This window comes from Nocardioides sp. GCM10027114, from assembly GCF_042659625.1.
In the GTDB taxonomy this organism is placed as follows: Bacteria; Actinomycetota; Actinomycetes; order Propionibacteriales; family Nocardioidaceae; genus Nocardioides.
Genome location: NZ_JBHSSS010000003.1, coordinates 162070 through 185524 on the forward strand (window position 1 = coordinate 162070; position 23455 = coordinate 185524).

Consider the following 23455-nt stretch of genomic DNA (forward strand, 5'->3'; position numbering starts at 1 on the left):
CGGGTCAGACCCGCGCGGTTCTCCTCAACGCCCATCCCGAACCGGCTGCCCAGCGGGACGGCACGTCCAAGAACACGCCGATACCGCAGCCATGCCCAGCCCCAGTTCGCATGAGCCTGCCCTCAACTCGGCTATCAGCAAGGTGGTCGCGACCGCCACCGATGAGCGCCGCGACGCGCTCCGCTCGCTGTTCCCAGAGGCATTCACCGACGGCGTACTCGACACCTCCGCCATCGCTCGCGCCCTCGAACCCGACGACAACGCTGGCGAGGAGCGCTACGGCCTGACATGGGCGGGCAAGGGCGCAGCGCAGAAGGCGCTGGCAGTCGGCACCACCGCGACCCTCCACCCGGACATGCAGCACTCACGCGACTTCGACTCCGCCCAGAACGTCTTCATCGAAGGCGACAACCTCGAAGTGCTCCGCCTTCTCCAGCGGGGCTACGCCGACAAGTTCAAGTTGATCTACATCGACCCGCCCTACAACACGGGCAACGACTTCGTCTACAGCGACGACTTCACGCAGGGTCTCGACGCATACCTGCGCTTCACCGGACAGGTAGCCGACGACGGCAGCCGCAAGTCCAGCAAGACGGACACCGGTGGACGTCGCCACTCCGGCTGGCTCTCAATGATGTACCCGCGCCTCGCGCTTGCCCGGAACCTCCTCACCGAGGACGGCTGCATCTTCGTGTCCATCGACGACAACGAAGCGCACAACCTTCGTCTCCTGTTGGACGAGGTCTTCGGGCCCGAAAACTTCATCGGACAGTTCGTATGGGCCGCGGGGCGCAAGAACGACGCCCGGTTCGTCTCGCAGTCCCACGAGTACATGATCGCCTACGCCCGCAACGTGTCCGCCCTTAAGGACAGCGTGGGCAAATGGCGGACCAGAAAGCCTGGACTGGAGTCCATCTACGCAACATTCGAACGCTTGAAGAGGCAGCACCAGGACGACTTCGAGGCAATCTCGTCCTCGCTGAAGACGTGGTACCGAGACCTGTCTGACGGTGACCCGGCCAAGCGTCAGTCCCACTACAACAAGGTCGATGAGCGGGGGATCTACTTCCCGGACAACATCTCGTCGGCAAGCGGGGCTTCACGCAAGTACGCGGTACTCCACCCCCGCACAGGGAAGCCGGTGGCTGTGCCCGCTCGCGGCTGGGGGTACACCGAAGAGAACATGCGCGCCCTCATCGCAGACGGACGTGTCGAGTTCGGATCCGACGAGACGAAGGTGCCTACCCTCAAGTCGTATCTGCGAGACCGCGAGTACGAGGTGCCCTACAGCGTCTTCTACCAGGACGGACGCTCTGCCACGAAGCGGCTTCGCGCCCTCCTGGGAGGTGACTACTTCGAGAACCCGAAGGACGAGACGGTGCTTCAGCGCATCGTTGAGTTCGCGACCGGGCCGGACGACCTGGTGCTGGACTTCTTCGCGGGCTCAGGGTCCTTCGGGCACGCGGTCATGGCCCAGAACAAGGTAGACGGTGGGAACCGCCGCTTCGTGCTGGTGACGCTTGACGAGGCCACGGCAGATGACTCGAACGCGCAGAAGGCAGGGCTGGAGACCATCCCCGAAATCACGCGCATGCGCTTGGACCGTGCTGGACGGCAGGTGCACGGCGAGGAGGCTCCCGGGTTGCGGTGCTTCCGCCTCGGACGAAGCAACTTCCGCACGTGGGACCCGGCGACGGTGCCCAGCGACGAGGATGGCCTCGGGGCGCACCTGTCGCTGTTCGCCGACCACCTCGACGCCGCCTCAACTCCGGAGTCGATCGTGTCTGAGGTAATGCTCAAGGAGGGTATTCCGCTGCACGCTGACTGGCGCTGGGAGGAGTTCGCGGGCGGTCAAGCGATTGTCGTCGGCGAGGGCACCGTGGTGTGCCTTCACCCATCGATCACCCCTGAGGTGATCGATGCCGTCGAGGCTCTGGGCGTGAGCCGGTGCGTGATGCTGGAGTCGTCCTTCTCGAACAACGACGAGGCCAAGAGCAACGCGTTCTACCGGCTGCGGGACGCCAAGATCGCATTCCGGACCATCTAGTTCCGACCCCGACGCGGGACACGGTTTCTCATCTCCGCATACTCGCCGTCAAGGCCAGATACCTTGGCGGCGAGTAGGGCTATTGGGGAGCGGTGAAGAGTGGAACTCGGGCGAGTCGACCTGCACGTTGACAGCGCGATGGACGAGCGGCTGCAAGCCCTCCAGAGCATCCTGCCCGAGGCGTTCGCGGACGGCAGGTTCGACCCCGTCAAGGCAGCCGAGGTCCTCGGTTCCTCCACGGACCCGTCGGTCGAGCGATACGGGCTGACGTGGGCGGGCAAGGCGGAAGCACAGTCCGCCCTGCAGGTGGGCAGCGTCGGCTCCTTGCGGCCCAGCCTCGACAAGTCGATCGACTATGGCGCGGCACGCAATCTCGTCATCGAGGGCGACAACCTGGAGGTGCTCCGGCTGCTCCAGCGCGGGTACAACGATCAGGTCAAGATGATCTACATCGACCCGCCGTACAACACCGGCAACCGCAACTGGCTCTACAACGACGACTTCACCCACGGGCTGGACAACTACCTCCAACTGACCGGACAGGTCGCCGACGACGGAACCCTCAAGTCCAGTCGCAAGGAAACCTCGGGCCGTCGTCACTCGGGCTGGCTCAGCATGATGTACCCCCGGCTGTCCCTTGCCCGGAACCTCCTCACGCAGGACGGCGTCATCTTCGTCAGCATCGACGACCACGAGGTCCACAACCTGCGTCACCTCATGGATGAGGTGTTCGGGCCCGAGAACTTCATCGCCACCGTGATCTGGCAGAAGGTCTACTCCCCTAAGAGCACCGCGCGGCACCTGTCGGAGGATCACGACTACGTGGTTATCTACGCCCGCAACGCCAACGAGTGGACCCCCAATCTGCTGCCCCGTACGGCCAAACAGGACGAGGCTTACTCCAACCCCGACAACGATCCGCGCGGCCCGTGGAAGAGCAGCGACTTGTCGGCGCGGAACTACTACAGCAAGGGCACGTACGCCCTCGCCTGCCCGAGCGGACGGGTCATTCCCGGCCCACCGTCCGGCTCCTACTGGCGCTACTCGGAGGAGAAGTTCAAGGAACTCGACGCCGACGGGCGCATCTGGTGGGGCAAGGACGGAAACAGCGTCCCCTCCATCAAGCGGTTCCTCACCGAGGTCAAGCAGGGACGCGTGCCCCAGACGCTGTGGCCCTACAGCGAGGTTGGACACAACCAGGACGCAAAGAAGGAACTCATCGAGCGCGTCACCTTCGAGTCCTCTGACAGCGTCTTCGACACACCAAAGCCGACCCGGCTCATCAAGCGGATGCTCACCCTCGCCACCGACGCGCACTCCAATGACCTGGTTCTCGACTTCTTTGCGGGATCCGGCTCCACCGCCGACGCGGTACTCCAGATGAACGCCGAGGACGGCGGTAACCGCCGCTTCATCACGGTGCAGTACCCGGAGCCGACCGGGCACGGGGACTACGAGACCGTCGCCGACATCGCCCGCACCCGGATCGCTGCAACAGTCGAGGCGACCCGCGACTCGACCACCGCAGCCGGGTGTCCCAAGGGCACCTTCGGCTTCCGCTACCTCCAACTGGCCCCCAGCAACTTCAAGGTGTGGGACCCCTCGACGGCTCCCACCGACGCTGAGGACCTCGCCGACCACCTCATGCTGTTCGCCGACAGCCTCACCTCGGACGCGACCAACGAAGGCATCGTTGCCGAAGTCCTCCTCAAGGAAGGCGTGCCGCTGGACCTGCCGCTCAGACACGTCGACGTTGCCGGAGAGCGCGTGTCCATCGCTGGCGACAACAAGATCGCGGTCTGCCTAGCCCGCACCGCCACCCCCGAACTCGCCGACGCACTCTGCGGCCTCGGAGTCCGCCGCGTCGTCATGCTCGACACCGCCTTTGCCGATAACGACGAGGCAAAGAGCAATGCGTTCTACCGACTCCAGAACGCGAACATCACGATGCGAACGGTGTGACAGTGACGAAGAGCGTGAAGCCGGTCGAGATCCAGTTCGACCCGGACCAGGAGTACCAGCAGGACGCCATTCGCGCTGTCGTTGACCTGTTCCGAGGCCAGACCATCGCACCCAGCCAGTTCGAGGTTGCCAACAGCGGAGGCGCGCTGGGCGCACTCATCTCCGAGTACGGCTACGGCAACAACATCGTGCTCGCCGAGGAACAGGTGCGCGCCAACCTCGACATCGTCCAGAAGCAGAACCGCATCCCCGACTCCTACCGAGGGCTCGCCGAGGACGCCGTGGACACGCTCGCCTCCTGGGACTTCTCGGTCGAGATGGAGACAGGCACCGGCAAGACCTACGTCTACCTGCGCACCGCCATCGAACTGAACCAGGAATACGGCTTCACGAAGTTCGTCATCGTGGTCCCCTCCGTCGCCATCCGCGAGGGAGTCGAGCAGAGCCTCCACATGCTCAAGGACCACTTCGCCAGCATCTACGACGGCGCTCCCTACGGGGTCGTCAAGTACGACTCCAAGGACCTCTCACGGCTCCGTGGCTACGCCAACGCCAACTCGATGCAGTTCCTCATCATCAACATCGACGCCTTCAACAAGACCGACACGAACAAGATCCACAACGCGCAGGACGAGATGATGGGCCACCGGCCGATCGACTTCATCCGAGGGACGAACCCCATCGTCATTCTCGACGAGCCCCAGAACATGGAGTCCGAGACCGCCAAGCAGGCCATCGCCTCGCTCAACCCTGCGGTGACGCTCCGGTACTCCGCCACCCACCGCAACCGGTACCACCAGGTCTACCGGCTCACCCCCGTCGACGCCTACGACCTGGGCCTCGTCAAGCGCATCGCCGTCTGGTCCGTCACCGAGGAACTCAACGGCAACAAGCCCTACATCCGGGTCCTCAAAATCACCCCCAAGAAGACGACCGTGACCGCGCAACTGGAGGTCGCCACCTTCACCGACACCGGCCTCAAGCGCAAGAAGATCACCGTCACCGGCGGCAACAAGCCCACCGACCTCCACGAAGCCACCGGGCTGGACAACTACGCCGGGTACGTCGTCGAGGACATCAACGCCGAGAGCGACTACGTGGAGTTCACCAACGGTGTGCTCGTGGAGACCGGAGACGTGGAAGGCGCATCCCGCGACGAGATCCAGCGCAGGCAGATCCGCACCGCCATCGAGCAGCACCTCGACCGAGAACTCGACTTCCAGCGCCGCGCCAAGGAACCCAACGTCGCGCCAACGAAGGTGCTGAGCCTGTTCTTCATCGACAAGGTCGCCAACTACGTTCCCGACGACGCCAAGTTCCGGACCTGGTTCACCGAGGAATACAACGCCGCCAAGGCCAAGCCGAAGTACCAGGACCTCGACCTGCCCGAAGCCGACCTCGTCCACGACGGCTACTTCGCCACGGACAAGAAGGGCAACGCCAAGGACACCAAGGGCACCGGCAGCGCCGAAGAGGTCACCGCCTACGAGAAGATCATGAAGAACAAGCAGTTGCTGCTCTCCACCGACGAGCCGCTGCGCTTCATCTTCTCCCACTCTGCGCTGCGCGAAGGCTGGGACAATCCGAACGTCTTCGTCATCTGCACCCTCAACGACTCCGTCTCCGAAGTGAAGAAGCGGCAGGAAATCGGACGCGGCCTCCGCCTCCCCGTCTCCGCCGACGGCACCCGATGCACCGACCCCAAGGTCGCGATCCTCACCGTCGTCGCAAACGAAGCGTACGAGGAGTTCGCCACCACCCTGCAGAAGGAAATCGAGGACGAGACCGGCGAGAAGTTCACCAAGCAGAAGGTCGAGAACGCTCGCGCTCCCCGCGAGACCGTGCGGCTTCGTAAGAACTGGGACAGCGCCCTGTTCACCGACTTGTGGAACCGCATCAAGCACCGCACCTCCTACCGCGTCAGTTACAGCACCGAGGACCTCATCGCGAAGGCCGCTGACCGACTCAAGCGGAAGCCCGACCTGGCCGGAGCCAAGATTCACACCGTCAAGGCCACCCTCGACCTCACCAACGAGGGCATCACGGCCAACCGAGTCGCGGAGAAGGGCTCCATCGCGGTCGAGTCCTCCTACCCGATCCCCGACCTGCTGGGAAACCTCACCCGGCTCGTCCCCGTCAGCCGGTCCACCATCGCCCAAATCCTCATCCAGTCCGGACGACTCGGCGAGGTACGCGTCAACCCGCAGCAGTTCATCGAGCAGGCCAAGGACTCCATCGACCAGACGCTCGCCGAACTCCTCGCCGATGGCGGTGTCCAGTACGAGAAGCGCGGCACCGGCGACGACGCGATCTACGAGATGAGCCTGTTCCTCGACGACGACGAGCGCGAAGAACTCGCCAGCCGCGTCTACCCCGTCGAGAACAGCGACAAGAGCCCCTACACCCACGTCGTCTGGGACTCCGACCTCGAAGCCAAGATCGCCAAGCGCCTCGACGACCACGAGGACGTCAAGGTCTTCCTCAAACTGCCCCGCTGGTTCACCATCGACACCCCCGTCGGCAAGTACAACCCCGACTGGGCCTTCATCAAGCAGGAGAACGACGGCGAACAGCGGCTCTACCTGGTCCGCGAATCCAAGCCCCACCAGGACACCACCAAGTTGCGACCCTCCGAGAAGTTGAAGGTCGACTTCGGGTTCGCCCACTTCGCCGCCCTCGACGACGTTGACTTCGATGTCGTCGATGACGCGGACAAGGTGGTCTGAGGCCATGACCGGACACGACACCGCGCTCCCCATCACCACACTCCTGCCCGAGACAGCGGCGGACGCCGTAGTGCTGTTCGACCAACACGCGGCCCTGCGGTTCGCCATCGTCGAACGAGACCACGCACTCCGCATCAGCGCTGAGGAGTGGGACCGCCCCGGCGTCTACATCCTCCTCGACCCACCCGCCGCCGACGGCTCGTGGGGCTGCTACGTCGGCAAGGCCCCCGCAGGCATCCGCACCCGGCTCCGGGACCACCTCCGCAACAAGGACCATTGGCGGCGAGCCGTCCTCATCCAGCGCGACACCACGTTCGGGTTCAACTCCGCACAGGTTGCGTGGCTGGAAGGGCGCCTGTACGACCTGCTCGATGCCGCCGAGGACGCCCGCCCACACAACGGCAACCGCCCCTCCGACGAGACCCTCCCGCCGTTCGAACGCGCCTCGCTGGAGAACGCTGTCGTACCCATCTCCCGCATCCTGCGGCTCATCGGCTACGACCCGGCCACCGCTGATGACACCGGCACCGTCAGCACGACCACAAAGTCGGCGCGCACCAGCCGGTTCCACGGCATCACTCTCAAGGACGTCCTCGACGCCGGGCACCTGCCCTCCGGCGCTCCGGTCGTCTCCACCAACTCCGTCTGGCCCGCCAACGGCATCGTGAACGCCGACGGCAGCATTACCGTGAACGGGACTGCGCATCCCACGCCGTCGTCCGCCGCATCAGCCGTCAAGGGTGGCGCAGCCAACGGCTGGGACTTCTGGGCCATCGAGGACGCAGGCGGCAAGACCACGCTGGCAACCCTTCGCGCGCGCTTCGTCGACGCCCGCGACACGTCATCCTGAGTCGCGAGGCCCGTCAGTTGAAGGCTTCCAAGTGGTTCAAACGATGGTCTCGTGTGCCGAAGCGTGATTCGTCTGCCCATGGAACGGTGCAGCAACGAGAAGAGGTAGACCTCCTACGGTTCTTCATGGTGCTGCCCGAGCCTGTTGCGGTTCCGGATGGGTTTCAGTTCGCCGGGACGGTCGGCGACGGCCAGCCCCACGAAAGGCGCGCTGACGACCCGTTCGTCGGCTTGACCTTCTATCAGGCTGACGTGCCTGGCGGTCGCATGGAGTCGTCACTGCGCGCCCTGATGTCTGTCACCGCACGAGCACCCGCACTGCCCAAGCACACTGGGGGCGCACACACCGCCGTCGGTGTCACCGTCCAGCACACTGTGGTCGAAGCGGTGACCACTCACCAGTCACCCGACACCATTCCTGACGAGGACGCCCACGATCCGCGGCTGTGGTCGCCTCGCGCCGACGCACTAACGCGGTGCATCGCACTGACGGACCGAGTGTTGAGGGCGCATCGACAGGCAACCGAGTCGACTTACGGGGCGCTGGACTACGTGCGGCTGCCGAACCCGGTGCTCGTCTACTCGGCGCCCGGCATTCGCGAGACCATGCTCGTGGACGGCGAGACGCACGTGTTCACGAAGCCGGTCGGTGACTGGGGCGATGCGTCGGTCATCATGCTCGACCACCCGAACCTCGCGGACCCATTTGCTGGCAAGGAGTGGGACAGCGACGTTGCGGAGCGCTTCGACTACTGGATGAGGGAGCAGGAACGAGGGAACCCCACCAATCTGTGGCGTGAACGGTTCATCGAGGCACACCGCGCCCTACGGGACACCGGGGAGATGTCGAACGCCGTAATCCAGGCGAACACGTCCTGCGAAGTCCTGCTCGACACAGTGCTTGCGTTGCTCTTGTGGGAAGAAGGAGCCGACCCACAGGCAGCGGCTCCAATCTTTGAACACGGCAAGGTTCTGCGTCGTGTCACCCGTGAATACCCGTCACGTCTCCAAGGCACTTGGTCGACCAAGTCCGGCGCAATCGGCGACTGGTACACCAACTGCTACCGCCTGCGACATCGTGTAGTTCATGCGGGGTACATGCCTAGCCCTCGCGAGGCTCAAGCGGCCGTGGATTCAGCCTTGAACTTGCAGCGGTTCGTATGGGAGCGGGTCGCGGCGCGCCGGACGACCTATCCGCGCAGCGCGTTGATGACCCTTGCCCAGCCGGGGCTCGAACAACGAGGTCTATGGTCAGGGCAGATCCGTCGCTTCGCGGAAGAGGTTGCTCCGACCGAGCCGAACTGGCGCGACGCATACAGCGCTTTCTACCGCGACCTGATGGAGGAACTCCTCCGGCAAGACGAGTCGTAGGCGACGCAGCCCACCCACCACCGTCCAGGTGGACGGCCGCCCGGCCCACCGCTGACGTGCAGAGCACTCGGCCAGGTGACTGACGAAGAACAAAGCCCTACAGGCCACAGTGGACCACCGCCGCGTTCAACATGCACAGGCGGGACAACCGTGAGTCAAGCCTGTCGGCGGGACCTCCGATGATCCCCATGTGACAGCGCGCCGCCACGACCCCTTGGTCCTCAAGGAGTTCCTGACCGACGACCCAAGGCAGGTCTGGGCGCGCGACCAGAACGGGGCTCCGGTCTACATCGAGGTCGGCACCGCCGACGAGGTTCGCGAACAGGCGAAGGCCGAGTGGTCGTGCATCGTCCCCGACTGCACGGCTCCCATCACCACCTCCGGCGGCATGCGCCGCGACCATTTCAAGCACTACGGCACCTCACCGCATGGCTCCGGAGGTGAAAGCCAGAACCACCTTGCCGCGAAAGCCATGCTCGCCGCCTGGGCCACCGCCAGGCTCCCGCAGGGCGCATCCGTCCATGAGGAACACACCGTCAAGGACCCCGCCACCGCCATGCACCGCATCGCCGATGTCATGGTGACCTGGGCTCCGGGGCAGCAGACCGCATTCGAGGTCGAATACAAGCCCTACGCCGTCGCTGACTGGGACAAGAAGGACGACGAGTACCGGAACAAGGGAATCCCCTGCGTGTGGCTACTCGGTCACACCAAGATCCGGGTCCGCCGCAAGCCCGATTGGGCGCACGGCGACTGGTCCAACGCCGTCAAGGTCCCCGAACTCGGTCTCGCCATCGCATCCGCCGGGCAACACGTCCTCGTCATCAACCCGCTCTCCAAGTACATCGGAACCATCACCAGCGACCAAGCCCACACCGTTCGCATGTCCCCCGACGACGGGGACGGATGGCTAGCACTCGACCACATTGACGACTGCCACCTCGACCCTGCCCGAGGGCTCGTCACACCCACCATGCGACGCATCGACAAAGCCGAAGCCGAACGCGAAGCCGCACGACGAGAAGCAGAACAACGGCTCCTCCAAGCCGAGCAGGCAGAGCGCGCACGGCGCGAAGCAAAGTTGGATCGCGATCGTCTCTTCGAGGAACGCAACACCCAGCGCTGGAACAACTCGCCCCTCAAAGCAATCGCCCAGCACCGCTGGAACGGGCACATCCCCGCCGTACTGGCCGACGGCACCGGCGAATGGTGGTGGATCCACGCCTCACCCACCCACTGGCACCTCGCCATCTACGAGAAGTGCATCCACGACCGCGCAGTCGGTGACACGTTCACCATCAACGACTGCTGGTCCGCGCTCGCCGCCGAAGGCATCACCACCAACAACGACTGGCGCAACCGATTCAAGGCACTAGCAGCCTTCCTCGAAGCCCTCGCGAGATGCGGCCTGACGACCATCCACCGCGACCCACGTCGCCGCATCACCCACATCAGCATCCGATCGAACTTCCACGACCTCGAACAGGAACAACAGGCACGAGCAGCCGAAGCAGAACGCCTCCGACAGGTCCGCGCCGAACACCTGCAGCGCACGCGCGCATCACAAGAAGCCGCCGACGCCGAAGCCCGACGCCTCGCCGCCCTCCGCAAGGAACGACAAGCCAGGATCGAGGCCGACCAAAGCCGCGACTGGCAGGCCCAACGCGACCGGCTAGCCGAGATCGACCGACGCAAGGCAGAACACGAGCAACGCTGGCTCGCCTCCGACATCCACGCAGCAGTCCTTGACGCCCACGACGGGCAAGTCCCCAACGCCATCAAGTGGCCCGGCGGTGAGCACCTCGCCGCCATCGACGCCGCCCCCGCGCACTGGCACGCCCACATCTACATGGCCCACATCGCCGGGCCACCCGAGGGCACCTTCATCACCCCACAACTGGCGCTCGCCACCCTGACAGGGGCCGGAATCACCTTCACCGGCACACCCGACGAGGTGCTCACCGCTATCGACGCCTACCTGTACAACCTCAAGCAACGGGGGCTCCTGAAGTCTCACGCCGAGGACGACAGCATCTACACCCGCTAGGCCCGAGCGGCCCGATGGTCGTGTGGCCCGAGCCGCCTGCGACAACGGCTCGGGCCACCCGGTCGGCCCGGCACACCCAAAACGGAGCGCCGGAGCACGGGGCGGGTCGAGAAGCCTGTCAGCACCCCTCGCAACCGCCCAACACGTCGACAGTATGGATCGCCCACCCCCGCGAGCGGAAGCGTCCAGCAACCCCACGCAACGTCCGATACCGACGCCATGAACAGTCGATGCGCGGACTGCGGAGCGGTTATCGCCACGGGCAACAACTACTGCCCGACCCACGCGATGGACCGGCTGCTCCGGTCAGAGGATGTCAGTGGGAGCGTCCAGCAACCCCACACCACGTCCGATACGGACCACATGACAGCGAATCTGAACTCTCCTGCAGCGCCGCCCAAGGGGCAGGGCTGCATGGTGGTGTTCCTCATCTTCATCATCATGGCAGTCCTCGGGTCGGTGTTCGGTGGCGAAGACGACAGCGTTGACCCGTCACGTGATTACCCGAGCGAGTATCAGCCGAGTGACGAGACTGACCGGATGGTGCAAGAGGAAGTGCGATGCCTTGAGGATGCGTACGCCCGGTACGAAGCGAACCCCAGCGCTTTCCCCGGGTACTCCAATGAATTGGACTACGCCAACGCTCTGTGCGATCGCTAAACCGCCTGCCAGTCCTACCTGCTCACGTCTGCCAATTCGAGTTCCTTAGGCGGCGTCCAAGAACGTCACAGGTCCTGTCTGGCTTGCGACCTAGCGTTGCGCCGCGCCTCCCCCGTCCCGGGCCGAGGCGGACGTCTGCACGTAACTTGAAAGCGGTCGCATGTTCCTCACCTCTCGCTGGTCGTTCGCCCTTCGCGCCCTGATCGCCGTACTGGCGGTGGCGCTGTGCGCCGGTGGGCTTTCCGTCCCCGCTCAGGCCGTCGCGCAGGCAGCGTCCATGTACAGCGCGGAGGAGCCGAGTGCGTGGTCGGTGGGGCTGACGATCGACAAGACGGTGTTTGCGACGGGCGAGCAGGTGACCCTCACTGCGACAACCAATCAGGCTCTCGCGTGGCCCTACTACATCCACATCTACGACCAGACGACCGGCAGCCGCCTATCCTCGTGCCAGCCGGGCGAGGGCATCAACACGTGCACGGTCTCGACCCGCTTCGACAACGGTGGCCCTCACACCTACTACGCCACCGTGGCGGCCTACTACGGCGACGACATTCAGGCGACCAGCAACACCGTCTCCGCTGAGCGGGCTGCGTGGTCGCTCACGCTTGACATCGACCGGACGGTGTTCGCGACGGGCGAGCAGTTCACGCTCACCGCGACCGCCAACCAGAACCTCGCCTGGCCGTACTACATCCACATCTACGACCAGACGACCGGGAGCCGTCTGACCTCGTGCCAGGTGGGCGGCAGCACCAACACATGCACGGCCTCGACCCGGTTCGACAGCGGTGGCCCTCACACCTACATCGCCACCGTGGCGGCCTACTACGGCGACGACATTCAGGCGGTCAGCAACGAGGTGTCGTCGGCTCGCGCCGCATGGAGCGTTGGCCTCACGAGCGACAAGACGGTGTTCGCGACGGGCGAGCAGGTCACGCTTACGGCCACCGCCAACCAGAACCTCGCCTGGCCGTACTACATCCACATCTACGACCAGACGACCGGGAGCCGTCTGACCTCATGCCAGGCGGGCGGCAGCATCAACACCTGTACGGTCTCCACCCGGTTCGACAGCGACGGCCCCCACACCTACATCGCTCAGGTGGCCGCCTACTACGGCGACGACGTTCAGGCGACCAGCAACACCGTGGCGGCGAAGCGCGAACGCTGGTATCTGTCGCTGGCTCGGAGTGGCGCGACGGTCACGGCCACCGCCAACCAGAACCTCGCCTGGCCCTGGTACATCCACATCTACGACCAGACGACCGGGAGCCGTCTGACCTGGTGCCAGGCGGGCGGCAGCACCAACACGTGCACGGCAACCGTCAGCGAGTCTGGAGGCGACTTCTACGCCACGGTCGCGCGCTACTACGGCGACGACGTGCAGGCCGACTCGCTCGGCTTCTCGGCGGACACGGGGCGCATCGGGTTTGACCCGGCGTCCTCGTCGGGTGGCGGGAATCCGTCGGCGAACAATCCGCAGTGCCACTGTGCGGACCCGGTGAACACGGTCACCGGCGAGTTCTGGCTCAACGAGACCGACATCGTGGTGCCGGGCCGGTTCCCGCTGACATGGTCGCGGTCGTACTCGTCGTCACGCACCGCCGATGGTCTGCTGGGTCGCGGGTGGACGTCGATGCTGGACATGCGTGTCGACGACAGTGCCGCGGCCGCTGATGGCGTGGTGCGGGTGTTGCAGGAGAACGGGTCGTCTGCGGTTTACGTCGTCGGCCCGGACGGGCAGCCGTTGCCGTCGGAATCGAACCTCACCGCCACCCTCGCAAAGACGGAGACCGGGGGCTGGGTCTTCACCCGCCGCGACGGCACCGAGTTCCGGTTCGGCCCGGCGGGTCGGCTGACGCGCATTGCTGACCGTCACGGCGAAGGCGTCGACCTGGTGCGCGCGGATGCCGCGAACCCCGAGCGTGTCACCTCCATCGTTGGGGGCGCTGGAACGCTGACCCTCACCTACCAGTCGAGTGGCCGCGTCGACGCGGTCAAGGGGCCGGGCAACCTGTCGGTGCGCTACGCCTACGACGCGCAGGGGCGCATGCTCAGCGCCACCGATCAGGCGGGCAAGGGCTGGAAGTACACGTACACCAGCGGCCACCAGTTGGAGACCCTCACCGGCCCCAACCTCTCCCCGACCTCGACCACCACCAACGTCTACGACGCCAGCGGACGCGTCGTGGTTCAGAAGGATCCGGTGGGCGGCGAGACCCGCTTCGCCTACGACTCCGCTGCCGGGGCGGCGGGGACGACGTCGACGACGGTGACGGACCAGGCTGGGCGGGCCACCCGGTACGTCTACGACAACGGGTGGCTGGCGCAGAAGGTGCAGGACCCGGAGGGGTCGGCTCCGCGCACGTGGACCTACCAGAACGGGCCGACCGGGCAGCCGGTCGCCGTCACCGACCCGCTCGGTCGGACGACCTTCATTTCCTACAACAGCCGTGGTGACCGGCTCAGCGTCACCTCGCCGACGGGTGCGGTCACGAAGTGGACCTACAACGCGTTCGGTGACGTGAAGACGGTGACGTCCCCGAAGGGCGTCACCGCAACCAACGTCTACGACACGCTGGGGCGGCTGGAGTCCAGCACGGTGCCGTTGAACGCCGACCAGGAAGCGACCCGCTCCTACACCTACGGTGACCCGGCACACCCCGGCGACATCACCGCGATCACCGATGAGCGCGGCAACACCACGGCCCTCACCTACGACACGGCGGGGCGTCTCATCAAGACGGTCTCGCCGGGCGGGGCGACCGAGACCCGCACCTACACCCCCGAGGGGCTCCTCAAGTCGGTCACCGACCCGCGCGGCAACGCGGCGGGAGCGGACCCGGCATGGTTCACGACCACGTACACGTACTGGTCGAGCGGTCGGCTGTGGACGGTGTCCCGCCCGCACCTGGGGACCGCGCTCACGTTGACCTACGACAAGGCAGGCAACGTCACCAAGCGGGAGAACGCGGAGTTCAAGGCCGAGTCCTTCACCTACGACAAGGCCCACCGGCTCACCTCGTACACGAACCGGCTCGGAAAGACCACCACCTACGACTACGACCCCACCGGGCTCATCGCATCGGTGACCGACCCGACCGGGGCACGCACCACGTACACGTACAACGCGTATGGCGAGGTCGCGTCGGTGACCCGCCCGCAGGGCAACGCCCCGTCCGCCACCGAACCGGTGCGTGACGCGTACACGACCACGTTCGGGTACGACGCGGCCGGGCGCACCACCAGCGTGCGAGTGCCCAACCCGAACGGCGGCGACCCGATCGTCACCCGCACCGCCTACGACCCCGACGGTCGCATCGCCAGCGTGACGAACCCGGTCGGCGCGGTCACCGAGTACGGCTACGACGCCAACGGCAACCTGACCTCGCTCGTCGACGCCGACGGCAATGAGACCACCTTCACCTACGACAAGGCGAACCGGCAGGTCTCCACCACCGACGCCAAGGGCCACACCACCACCTACGGCTACGACCTCGCCTCGAACCGGACCTCCGAGACCACCCACATGGGCCGCACGACCACCTGGTCCTACACCCCGGACGGGCGGGTCGCCTCCACCGTGACCCCGCGCGGCAACGAACAGGGAGCCAACCCCGACACCTATCGGACCCGGTACACCTACGACCTTGACGGCAACCTCACCGCCGTCACCGACCCGCGCGGAGCGGTCACCGCCTACACCTACGACCAGGCCGGTCGGAACACCTTCATCACGACCCCGCTGGGCCGCAAGACCGAGAACACCTACGACACGCTGAGCCGCCTCACCCGCACGGTCCGGTACGGCGCAGGTGCCCTCACCTACACCTACGACGCCGAAGGCAACGTCGTCACCAAGGCCAACCCGCTCGGCGGCACCCTCACGTACGCCTACGACGCGGCAGGCCGCATCGCGACGGTCACCGACCCGAAGAACAAGGTCACCACCTACCAGTACACGCCCTCCGGAGACCTCGCTTCCGTCGAGGGGCCGCGCGGCACCACCACGTACGACTACGACCCCCTCGGACGGCTCCTCAACGTCGACTACTCCGACACCACCCCCGACGTGGCCTACGAGTACGACCCCGCCAGCCGCCGCACCACCATGACCGACGGCACCGGCACCACCACCTACGCCTACGACACCCTGGACCGGCTCACCGGCGTCACCACCGCCGCCACCGCGTTCACCTACGGCTACGACAAGGTCGGCAACCTCACCACCGTCAACGGCCCGGCAGGCACCCTCGCCACCACCTACAACGGCGACAACCTGCCCGTCACCATGACCCGGGGAACCAGCACCCCCACCACCTACACCTACGACGCCGACGGGCTCCTCGCCAGTCTGAACCTCCCCAACGGAACCGCGAAGCAGTACACCCGCGACCCCCTCGGACAGGTCACCAAACTGACCCACCAGACCCCGACCGGGACACTCGCCACCCGCGACTACACCTACGACCTCGCCGGGAACCCGACCCGTCTCGACATCACCCGCAACGGCACCACCACGACCCGCCAGTGGCTCTACGACAACGCCGACCGGGTCACCCACGAGTGCGTCACCGCAGCACCCTGCACGGGCACGAACACGGTGCCCACCCGGTACGAGTACGACCCGGCCGGTAACCGCACCAGGCACGTCGCCAATGGGGTCACCACGACCTTCACCTACGACAACACCGGACGCATGGTGACCTCCCAGCAAGGCACCGGCCCGGTCAACAACGCCTACACCTACGACGCCGACGGCAACCTCACCGCCGACGGCACCCGCACCTACACCTACGACCTCGCCGGACGCACCACCAGCGTCACCAGCCCCGCCGCCGCGCCCTCCACGGGCACCGTCACCACCGAGTACGAGTACGACGGCAACGGGAACCGGGCCACCGCCACCACCGGCGGACGAACCACCCGCTACGCGTGGGACGCCAACAACCCGCTCCCGATGCTCGCCAGCGAAACCACCGACACCACCGACACCACCCAGCACACCTACACGTACAACCCCGACGGCACGCCCAACAGCATGCGCGCCGACGACGGCACCAGCACGCCCGCCGACTGGTACTACCTGACCGACCACCTCGGCTCGGTCACCGAGGTCACCGACACCACCGGCGAACGCGCCCTCTCCTACGACTACACGCCCTACGGCGAACAGCGCGGACCACCCGCACCCGACGCGGCCGGAGCACCCGCCCACCAGCCGTACCGGTACACCGGCGAGTACCTCGACCCCACCACCGGGCTCTACAACCTCCGCGCCCGCCAATACGACCCCGCTCTCGGGCGCTTCACCGCCACCGACCCCCTCGGCGGAACCCTCGACGCCGTCCCCGGCACCAGCCTCTACGCCTACGCCAACAACAACCCCCTCCTCTACACCGACCCGAGCGGCCTCTGGGGCTGGGCCGACATTAAGCGAGAGGTCGGCTACCAGTTCGCCGGTGCACAGGTGACCGCCGAAGCAGCCAAGGCGCGCCTCGCCCTCGAATGGCAGTACCAGACCGCACCCGGAATCTCCGGCTACCGGGACTCCTTCACCTCGATCACCGCCTCACAGGTGAGCGACGTATGGAGCGGCTACGTCGACGGCCTCTACCAGTTCGGCACCTTCGCCAGCCCCGCGAAGATGCTTGGCCTGCTCCCCGGCTCCGCTGGCTGGGGAGACCCCTGCTCCGCCGAAAGCCTCGGCGGAGGCTACGCAGCGACGCTCGCGACCTTCTTCGTGCCGTTCGGTGGCGCTGCCAAGGGCGCGGAAGCCACTGCTCGCAGTGCTGACGACGCGCTTCGCGCGTTCGTTCAAGGCATGTCCGATGACTACGCTCAGGCTGCCTATGCCGGTGGGACACGGGTGTCCGGTCGCAAACCTCGGGTGGCCGCGATTGCGTTCGATCCCGTCAGGGGTGCTGTCTACCCGGGTCTCAACGGTCAAGTCACCCATGCGGGGTTGAGGATGCCATGGAGGCTTCGTGCCCGGCTGCCGATACGAAGCCTGAACAACCACAACAAGAACAGCGCCCGCAACTGCGCCGAGGCCGCCGCCTGTTCGAGGGCCATCGCGGATGGAGCGAGGCTGGATGACCTGATTGTTAGTGCCTCTTGGGTAGGCAAGAAGTCGAAACCCGCTTCGTACTGCCCAAATTGCGAATCGTGGGTTCCGAACCAGAGGGGAAGGTAGAGCGTGCGCGGCATGAACAGGCGGGGTCTTCGGAGCGCCTCGGAACGAACACCATCAGACCCAGTCGAGATCGAGTACATCGTTGAGTTGCTTCGTCGCCAGGGGTATGAACTCTGGCCCGGCGCTCGCGCCACCGTCGCGCGCTTGCATGGCAGCAAGTTCCGGCTCCGGAGGAGGGACTACCTGGTCGTGGACTTCGTGGAGGTGCTGGACATCCTGCCCGACGATCCTCAGTCTGAGGCCCCGGACTTGCTCGCTGGCAGGTTCATTCCGCTCGGATATTCGGGCGGGCACAGCGTGTTCTTCCTCGCGGAGGACGGCACTATCGTCGAGTTTCCTTCGACGGATGACGCCGCCCCGGCAGATTTCTCGCTAGAAAGTCTCCTCTAGGTAGTTGATGGCACCCTGTGTCCTTGGCAAGGCATGCGATCTGAGCGCAGCGGGGCGCGGGGAAACTCCTCGATCGGCGCGGGGAAACAGGATTTCCGGGCCCCCAGAACCCGCTCCTGACCTGCGCGAACACACTTTCGTCTCCAGCCCGCCAGCTGCGAGAGCCCCGGACTCCGGTCCGGGGCTCTCGTGCATTTGCGGTCTGTGCGGTGGATCCGGCGTACCAGGCACGCCGGATCCACCGCACAGGTCGGGCGCGGAGGTCGCGGTCAGGCGGCGCGCGGGGAGTACATGATCACGGCGACGCCGACGAGGCAGACGAGTGCGCCGATCACGTCGTACCGGTCCGGACGGAAGCCGTCGACGACCACGCCCCACGCGAGCGAGCCGGCGACGAAGACGCCGCCGTACGCCGCGAGGATGCGGCCGAAGTGCGCCTCCGGCTGGAGGGTGGCGGCGAAGCCGTAGAGGCCGAGCGCGATCACGCCGGCGCCGATCCAGAGCAGGCCGCGGTGCTCGCGCACGCCCTGCCACACCAGCCAGGCGCCGCCGATCTCGAACAGCGCGGCCACGGCGAACAGCACGAGCGACTTCCCGATCGTCATGCGCCCAGTCTGCCGATCGTGGCCGTGGCCGAGCCCTAGGGTGGCCGGCATGGGCGTCCACGTGGAACGCGACGGCGTCGTCACGACGGTGGTGCTGGACCGGCCGGAGGCGCGCAACGCGGTCGACCGGGCCACGGCGGAGGCGCTCAGCGATGCCTTCCGGGCGTTCGAGGCCGACGACGGCGCGCGCGTCGCGGTGCTGCACGGCGCCGGCGGCACCTTCTGCGCGGGTGCGGACCTCAAGGCGATGGACAACCGGGTCGAGCCCGGCGGCGACGGGCCGATGGGGCCGACCCGGATGAGGCTGTCGAAGCCGGTGGTCGCCGCGATCGAGGGGTACGCCGTCGCGGGCGGCCTCGAGCTGGCGCTGTGGTGCGACCTGCGGGTGGCGGCCGAGGACGCCGCGCTCGGGGTGTTCTGCCGGCGCTGGGGCGTGCCGCTGATCGACGGTGGGACGGTACGGCTGCCGCGGCTGATCGGGACGAGCCGGGCGATGGACCTGGTGCTCACCGGGCGTTCCGTCGACGCCGCCGAGGCCGAGCGGATCGGGCTGGTGAACCGGGTGGTGGCGGCGGGCACCGCGCGGGCCGCGGCGGAGGAGCTGGCCCGGGAGATCGCCGCGCTGCCGCAGGCCTGCCTCCGCAACGACCGGGCGTCGCTGCTCGACCAGCACGGGCTCACCGAGGACGAGGCGATGGCGCACGAGCTCGAGCTGGGGCTGCGGTCGCTGGCCGCGGGCGCCGCCGAGGGGGCCGCGCGGTTCGCGGGCGGGGCGGGGCGGCACGGGGCGGCTGCCGCCGAGTAGGGCCCTGCTCCGGTGCGGGGGTCTCGAGGCTCGGCCGTGACCGGCCTCGCACCTCGACCACCGGGTGCGTCAGCGATGGGGGTGGAGGCAGACGGCCAGGAGCTGGCGTGGGCCGTCGCCGGTGTGGACCCGCCAGCCCTCCTCGAAGCTCGTGACCCGGAGCTCGCCGGCGGGGGTGCGGACGATGGCGGACTGGGGGGTGCGGCCGTCGCCGAAACCGGTGACGGAGCAGTCGTAGCGCTGGATGAGCCGGGTCTCCGGCGACGCCTCCTGGCCGACGGTCGAGGGGGGCGGCGACGGCTCGAGCGCCGGCTCGGCGCCTCCGGCGTTGGCGACCATCACGAGGCCGACGCCCAGGGTCGCTGCCACCGACACGGCGACTGCCCTCAGGCAGCGGGACACGAGCGGACGTGGGTGGTGCGCTTCCGACATGGCGCCTCCCCGTTCACGCCACCCCGTGGACGAGGCGGTCAGACCTCCAACGACGCGGTCTGCGGTCGGTCACGGCCGCTCCGGACGGCGGTCCAGATCGGCGGCCGGGCGCGGGTCAGCAGGTCGCACTGCGTGCCGCGGCGTACCCGGTGCCGACCCGCCGGAACCCGAGCCGGTGGTAGAGCCGCGCGACGGCGTCCGAGGCGGCCGTGAGGAAGACCGTGCCGACACCGGACCGGACGGCGTCCTCCAGCAGCACCGCGGTGACGGCCGAGGCGAGGCCGCGACCCCGCATCGCCGGCAGCGTCGCGACCCCGGCGACCTCGCTGACGCCGCCGTGGGGGAGGTGGCGTCCGGTGGCCAGGACGCCGTGCTCGGGGTGCTCGGCCACCGCGATCCGTGCGCGCCCCGCCCGCAGCAGCGCCCGGGCCGCGTCCGAGGCCTGCGCCCCGCTGGCGTCCCGTTCCGCCGGGCCGGCCGCCGGCTCCCGGGACGGACCGAACGCCAGCTGCGAGACGCCGTTCGCAGGCCCGAGCAGCGCCTCGTCGTGGGGTCCGAGCATCCGGACCGTCACGCCCTCGGGCGCGAGCGGGGCGACCGGTTCACGGAGCACCATCAGCGGCAGCTCCTCGACCCGGTCCAGCGAGCCCTCGGCCAGGACGGCCGGCAGCAGGTCGGGGGTCACGTCGTGCACCCACTCGACCGTCTCGGGCACGCCGAGGTCCCGCATCCGGGCCACCAGGTCCGCCACCGCGGCCGCGTCGAACGGGCCCGAGCCGCCGAGCCGCGGCCGGGCGTAGAAGGTCCAGCCGCCGGGCGGGCCGACGAACACGGTGAAGGGCCCGACCTCGACGACGCTCGCGAACTGGCGGGGGGCGGCGTCGTAGTACTGCTCCAGCGTGGCGAGGGTCACCGGCCCATCGTCGCCGAGTAGGCGAGGATGGCGCGCATGGGTTTCTTCCAGTCGCCCGACGACGCGGCGCATCGACTCCACGAGGCCGGTTACCTGGCCGACGCCGCGACCGCGACGACCGCCTACCTCGCCGGCGCGCTGGGCAAGCCGCTGCTCGTGGAGGGTCCGGCCGGTGTCGGCAAGACCGAGCTCGCCAAGGCCGTCTCCCGGGCGACGGGCGCCGACCTGGTCCGGCTGCAGTGCTACGAGGGGCTCGACGAGGCGCGGGCGCTCTACGAGTGGAACTACAAGAAGCAGCTGCTGCGGATCCAGGCCGGCCGCGAGCAGTCGTGGGAGGAGACCCACGACGACATCTTCACCGACGAGTTCCTGCTGACCCGGCCGCTGCTCACGGCGATCCGGCGCGAGGAGCCGACCGTGCTGCTCATCGACGAGGTCGACAAGACCGACGTCGAGGTCGAGGGCCTGCTGCTCGAGGTGCTCTCCGACTTCCAGGTCACCATCCCCGAGCTCGGCACCGTCACCGCCGTACGCCGCCCGTACGTCGTGCTCACCTCCAACGCGAGCCGGGAGCTGTCGGAGGCGGTCAAGCGGCGCTGCCTCTACCTCCACCTCGACTACCCCGACGCCGAGCGGGAGCGGGAGATCGTCACCTCCCAGGTCCCCGAGCTCGAGGACCGGGTCGCCCGGCAGCTGGTCGCCACGGTGGCGCGGCTGCGGGAGCTCGAGCTGAAGAAGGCGCCGTCGATCGCGGAGTCCGTCGACTGGGCCCGGACCCTCGTCGCGCTGCAGATCGACGAGCTCGAGGAGAAGGCCGTCGCCGACACCCTCGGTGTCGTCCTCAAGCACCTCTCCGACCAGGACCGCGCGGTCCGGGAGCTGCGGCTGCGGCCATGACGGCCGACGCGCGGGGCGGTCTGGTCGGCCGCCACATCGGCTTCCTGGAGGCGCTGCGCGCCGCCGGGATGCCCGTCTCGCTGGCCGAGGACCTCGACGCGGTCGCGGCGCTGCAGGCCGTGCCGTGGCACGACCGCGCCACGGTCCGGGCGGCGTACGCCGCCACGCTGGTGAAGCGGCAGGCGCAGCGTCCGACGTTCGACGCGCTGTTCGACCTGTGGTTCCCGCGGATGGTCGGCGACGGCGTCGCGGGGACGGACGGCACCGACGAGGACGACCGGGAGGGCGGCGGGGACGCAGCCGTGCGCGACAACGGCGCGGCCCTCACTGCCTTCCGCGACGACCTCGCCGCCGCGCTGACCGGGGGCGACGACGCGGAGCTGCAGCGGCTGGCGGCCGAGGCGGTGGGCCGGTTCGGCGCGATGCCCGGACGCGGGCCGGGCCTGTCGTCGTGGTCGGCGTACACCACGCTGCAGCGGGTCTCGCCGGCCGAGCTCACCGAGCAGATCGTCGCCGGCCTGCTCGCCGGCGGCATGACCGACGAGGACGCCGAGCGCGTCGCCGGCCGCCGCGTGGGCGGCTTCGTCGGGCTCGTCGAGGCTGACGCCCGGCGCCGGATCGCCGAGGAGAAGGGTCCCGAGCACGTCGCCCAGGTGGCGGTGCGGCCCAGCATCGACCGGCTCGACTTCATGGCCGCCCGCCGGGCCGACCTCGAGGAGATGCGGCGCCAGATCTACCCGCTCGCCCGGCGGCTCGCGACCCGGCTCACCCGCGAGCAGCACGCGCGGCGCGGCGGCCGGCTCGACGTACGCCGCACCGTGCGGGCCTCGCTCTCCACCGGCGGGGTGCCGCTCACCACCCGGCACCGGCCGAAGCGGCCGCACCGCACCGACCTGGTGGTGCTGTGCGACGTCAGCGGGTCGGTGGCGAGCTTCGCGCAGTTCACGCTGCTGCTGGTCTTCGCCCTGCGCGAGCAGTTCACCCGGGTCCGGGCCTTCACGTTCGTCGACGACGTGCACGAGGTGACCCACCACTTCCGGCCGGGCGCCGACGTGGTCGACGTGATGGCCGACCTCGCGGCCAGCGCCGCCCACGCGGCCCGGTTCGGCCGGACCAACTACGGCCGGGCGTTCGCCCGCTTCGCCGAGCAGCACCCCGACGCGGTCGGGCCGCGCACCTCGCTGCTCGTGCTCGGGGACGCGCGCTCCAACTACAGCGACCTGCGGGTCGACGTGCTCGCCGAGCTCGCGGGCGCGGCGAGGCACGCCTGGTGGCTCAACCCCGAGCACCCCCGTCACTGGGACACCGGCGACTCCGCCGCGCGCACCTACGGCGAGGTGGTGCCGATGCGGGAGTGCCGCAACCTCGCCCAGCTCGCCGAGCTGGTCCACGACCTGGTCTGAGCCGCCCCGTCCGTCGCGATCCCCGGATAGCCGGGGATTCGTGTGAACCGTGTGCGCAACGGCAGGCCCCTTGCCGTCTGTGACCTGCGGATGCGCACAACTGAGGCCAGCCGCCTGGCGTAACCCCTGCCGTCGCGGCCTCGTTGCCCGTC

General features: G+C 67.8%; 14 protein-coding genes. 11 read left to right on the top strand and 3 right to left on the bottom strand.

From position 1 onward, the window contains the following. The first annotated feature begins 142 nt into the window (after positions 1–142). From ACFP2E_RS02985 to ACFP2E_RS03020, 8 genes are all read left to right on the top strand, one after another. Positions 143–2047 (top strand): site-specific DNA-methyltransferase, encoded by a 1905-nt coding sequence (locus ACFP2E_RS02985; protein WP_378522376.1) that lies wholly within the window; start codon positions 143–145, stop codon positions 2045–2047. A 138-nt stretch (positions 2048–2185) separates the two neighbouring features. After that, complete coding sequence (locus ACFP2E_RS02990; protein ID WP_378522377.1) at positions 2186–4009, top strand: site-specific DNA-methyltransferase; 1824 nt, start codon at positions 2186–2188, stop codon at positions 4007–4009. Between the two features lie 2 nt (positions 4010–4011). Then, entirely contained in the window at positions 4012–6735 is a 2724-nt protein-coding gene (locus ACFP2E_RS02995; protein ID WP_378522378.1) for a DEAD/DEAH box helicase family protein, read from the top strand. 4 nt (positions 6736–6739) lie between these two features. After that, on the top strand, positions 6740–7585 hold the full coding sequence (locus ACFP2E_RS03000; RefSeq protein WP_378522379.1) for a hypothetical protein: 846 nt from the start codon (positions 6740–6742) through the stop codon (positions 7583–7585). 125 nt (positions 7586–7710) lie between these two features. After that, positions 7711–8955 carry a hypothetical protein gene (locus ACFP2E_RS03005; RefSeq protein WP_378522380.1) on the top strand — a complete coding sequence of 415 codons (1245 nt, stop codon included), beginning with the start codon at positions 7711–7713 and terminating at the stop codon, positions 8953–8955. A 190-nt stretch (positions 8956–9145) separates the two neighbouring features. Continuing rightward, positions 9146–11002 carry a competence protein CoiA family protein gene (locus tag ACFP2E_RS03010; RefSeq protein ID WP_378522381.1) on the top strand — a complete coding sequence of 619 codons (1857 nt, stop codon included), beginning with the start codon at positions 9146–9148 and terminating at the stop codon, positions 11000–11002. Positions 11003–11822: 820 nt separating this feature from the next. Further along, the gene (locus ACFP2E_RS03015; RefSeq protein WP_378522382.1) at positions 11823–17858 is read left to right on the top strand and encodes a DUF6531 domain-containing protein; all 6036 of its coding nucleotides are present in this window, start codon (positions 11823–11825) and stop codon (positions 17856–17858) included. Between the two features lie 3 nt (positions 17859–17861). Next, positions 17862–18248, top strand: a complete 387-nt coding sequence (locus tag ACFP2E_RS03020; protein WP_378522383.1) for a hypothetical protein — start codon at positions 17862–17864, stop codon at positions 18246–18248. 269 nt (positions 18249–18517) lie between these two features. On the opposite strand, the gene ACFP2E_RS03025 is transcribed toward ACFP2E_RS03020, so the two are convergent. Then, positions 18518–18853, bottom strand: a complete 336-nt coding sequence (locus ACFP2E_RS03025; protein WP_378522384.1) for a YnfA family protein — start codon at positions 18851–18853, stop codon at positions 18518–18520. A gap of 49 nt (positions 18854–18902) precedes the next feature. On the opposite strand from ACFP2E_RS03025, the gene ACFP2E_RS03030 reads away from it, so the two are divergent. Beyond that, positions 18903–19658 (top strand): crotonase/enoyl-CoA hydratase family protein, encoded by a 756-nt coding sequence (locus tag ACFP2E_RS03030; RefSeq protein WP_378522385.1) that lies wholly within the window; start codon positions 18903–18905, stop codon positions 19656–19658. 69 nt (positions 19659–19727) lie between these two features. Here the strand turns inward: ACFP2E_RS03030 and ACFP2E_RS03035 are convergent, their stop codons facing one another. Continuing rightward, a complete protein-coding gene (locus ACFP2E_RS03035) occupies positions 19728–20033 on the bottom strand; it encodes a hypothetical protein (protein WP_378522386.1) in 306 nt (101 codons plus the stop codon). 172 nt (positions 20034–20205) lie between these two features. After that, the gene (locus tag ACFP2E_RS03040) at positions 20206–21003 is read right to left on the bottom strand and encodes a GNAT family N-acetyltransferase (RefSeq protein WP_378522387.1); all 798 of its coding nucleotides are present in this window, start codon (positions 21001–21003) and stop codon (positions 20206–20208) included. Positions 21004–21030: 27 nt separating this feature from the next. Between ACFP2E_RS03040 and ACFP2E_RS03045 the strand changes: the two genes are divergently transcribed. Beyond that, positions 21031–21900, top strand: a complete 870-nt coding sequence (locus ACFP2E_RS03045; protein WP_378522388.1) for an AAA family ATPase — start codon at positions 21031–21033, stop codon at positions 21898–21900. Beyond that, positions 21897–23303 carry a VWA domain-containing protein gene (locus ACFP2E_RS03050; RefSeq protein ID WP_378522389.1) on the top strand — a complete coding sequence of 469 codons (1407 nt, stop codon included), beginning with the start codon at positions 21897–21899 and terminating at the stop codon, positions 23301–23303. Before ACFP2E_RS03045 ends, ACFP2E_RS03050 begins: the two co-directional genes overlap by 4 nt. Positions 23304–23455: the final 152 nt, after the last annotated feature.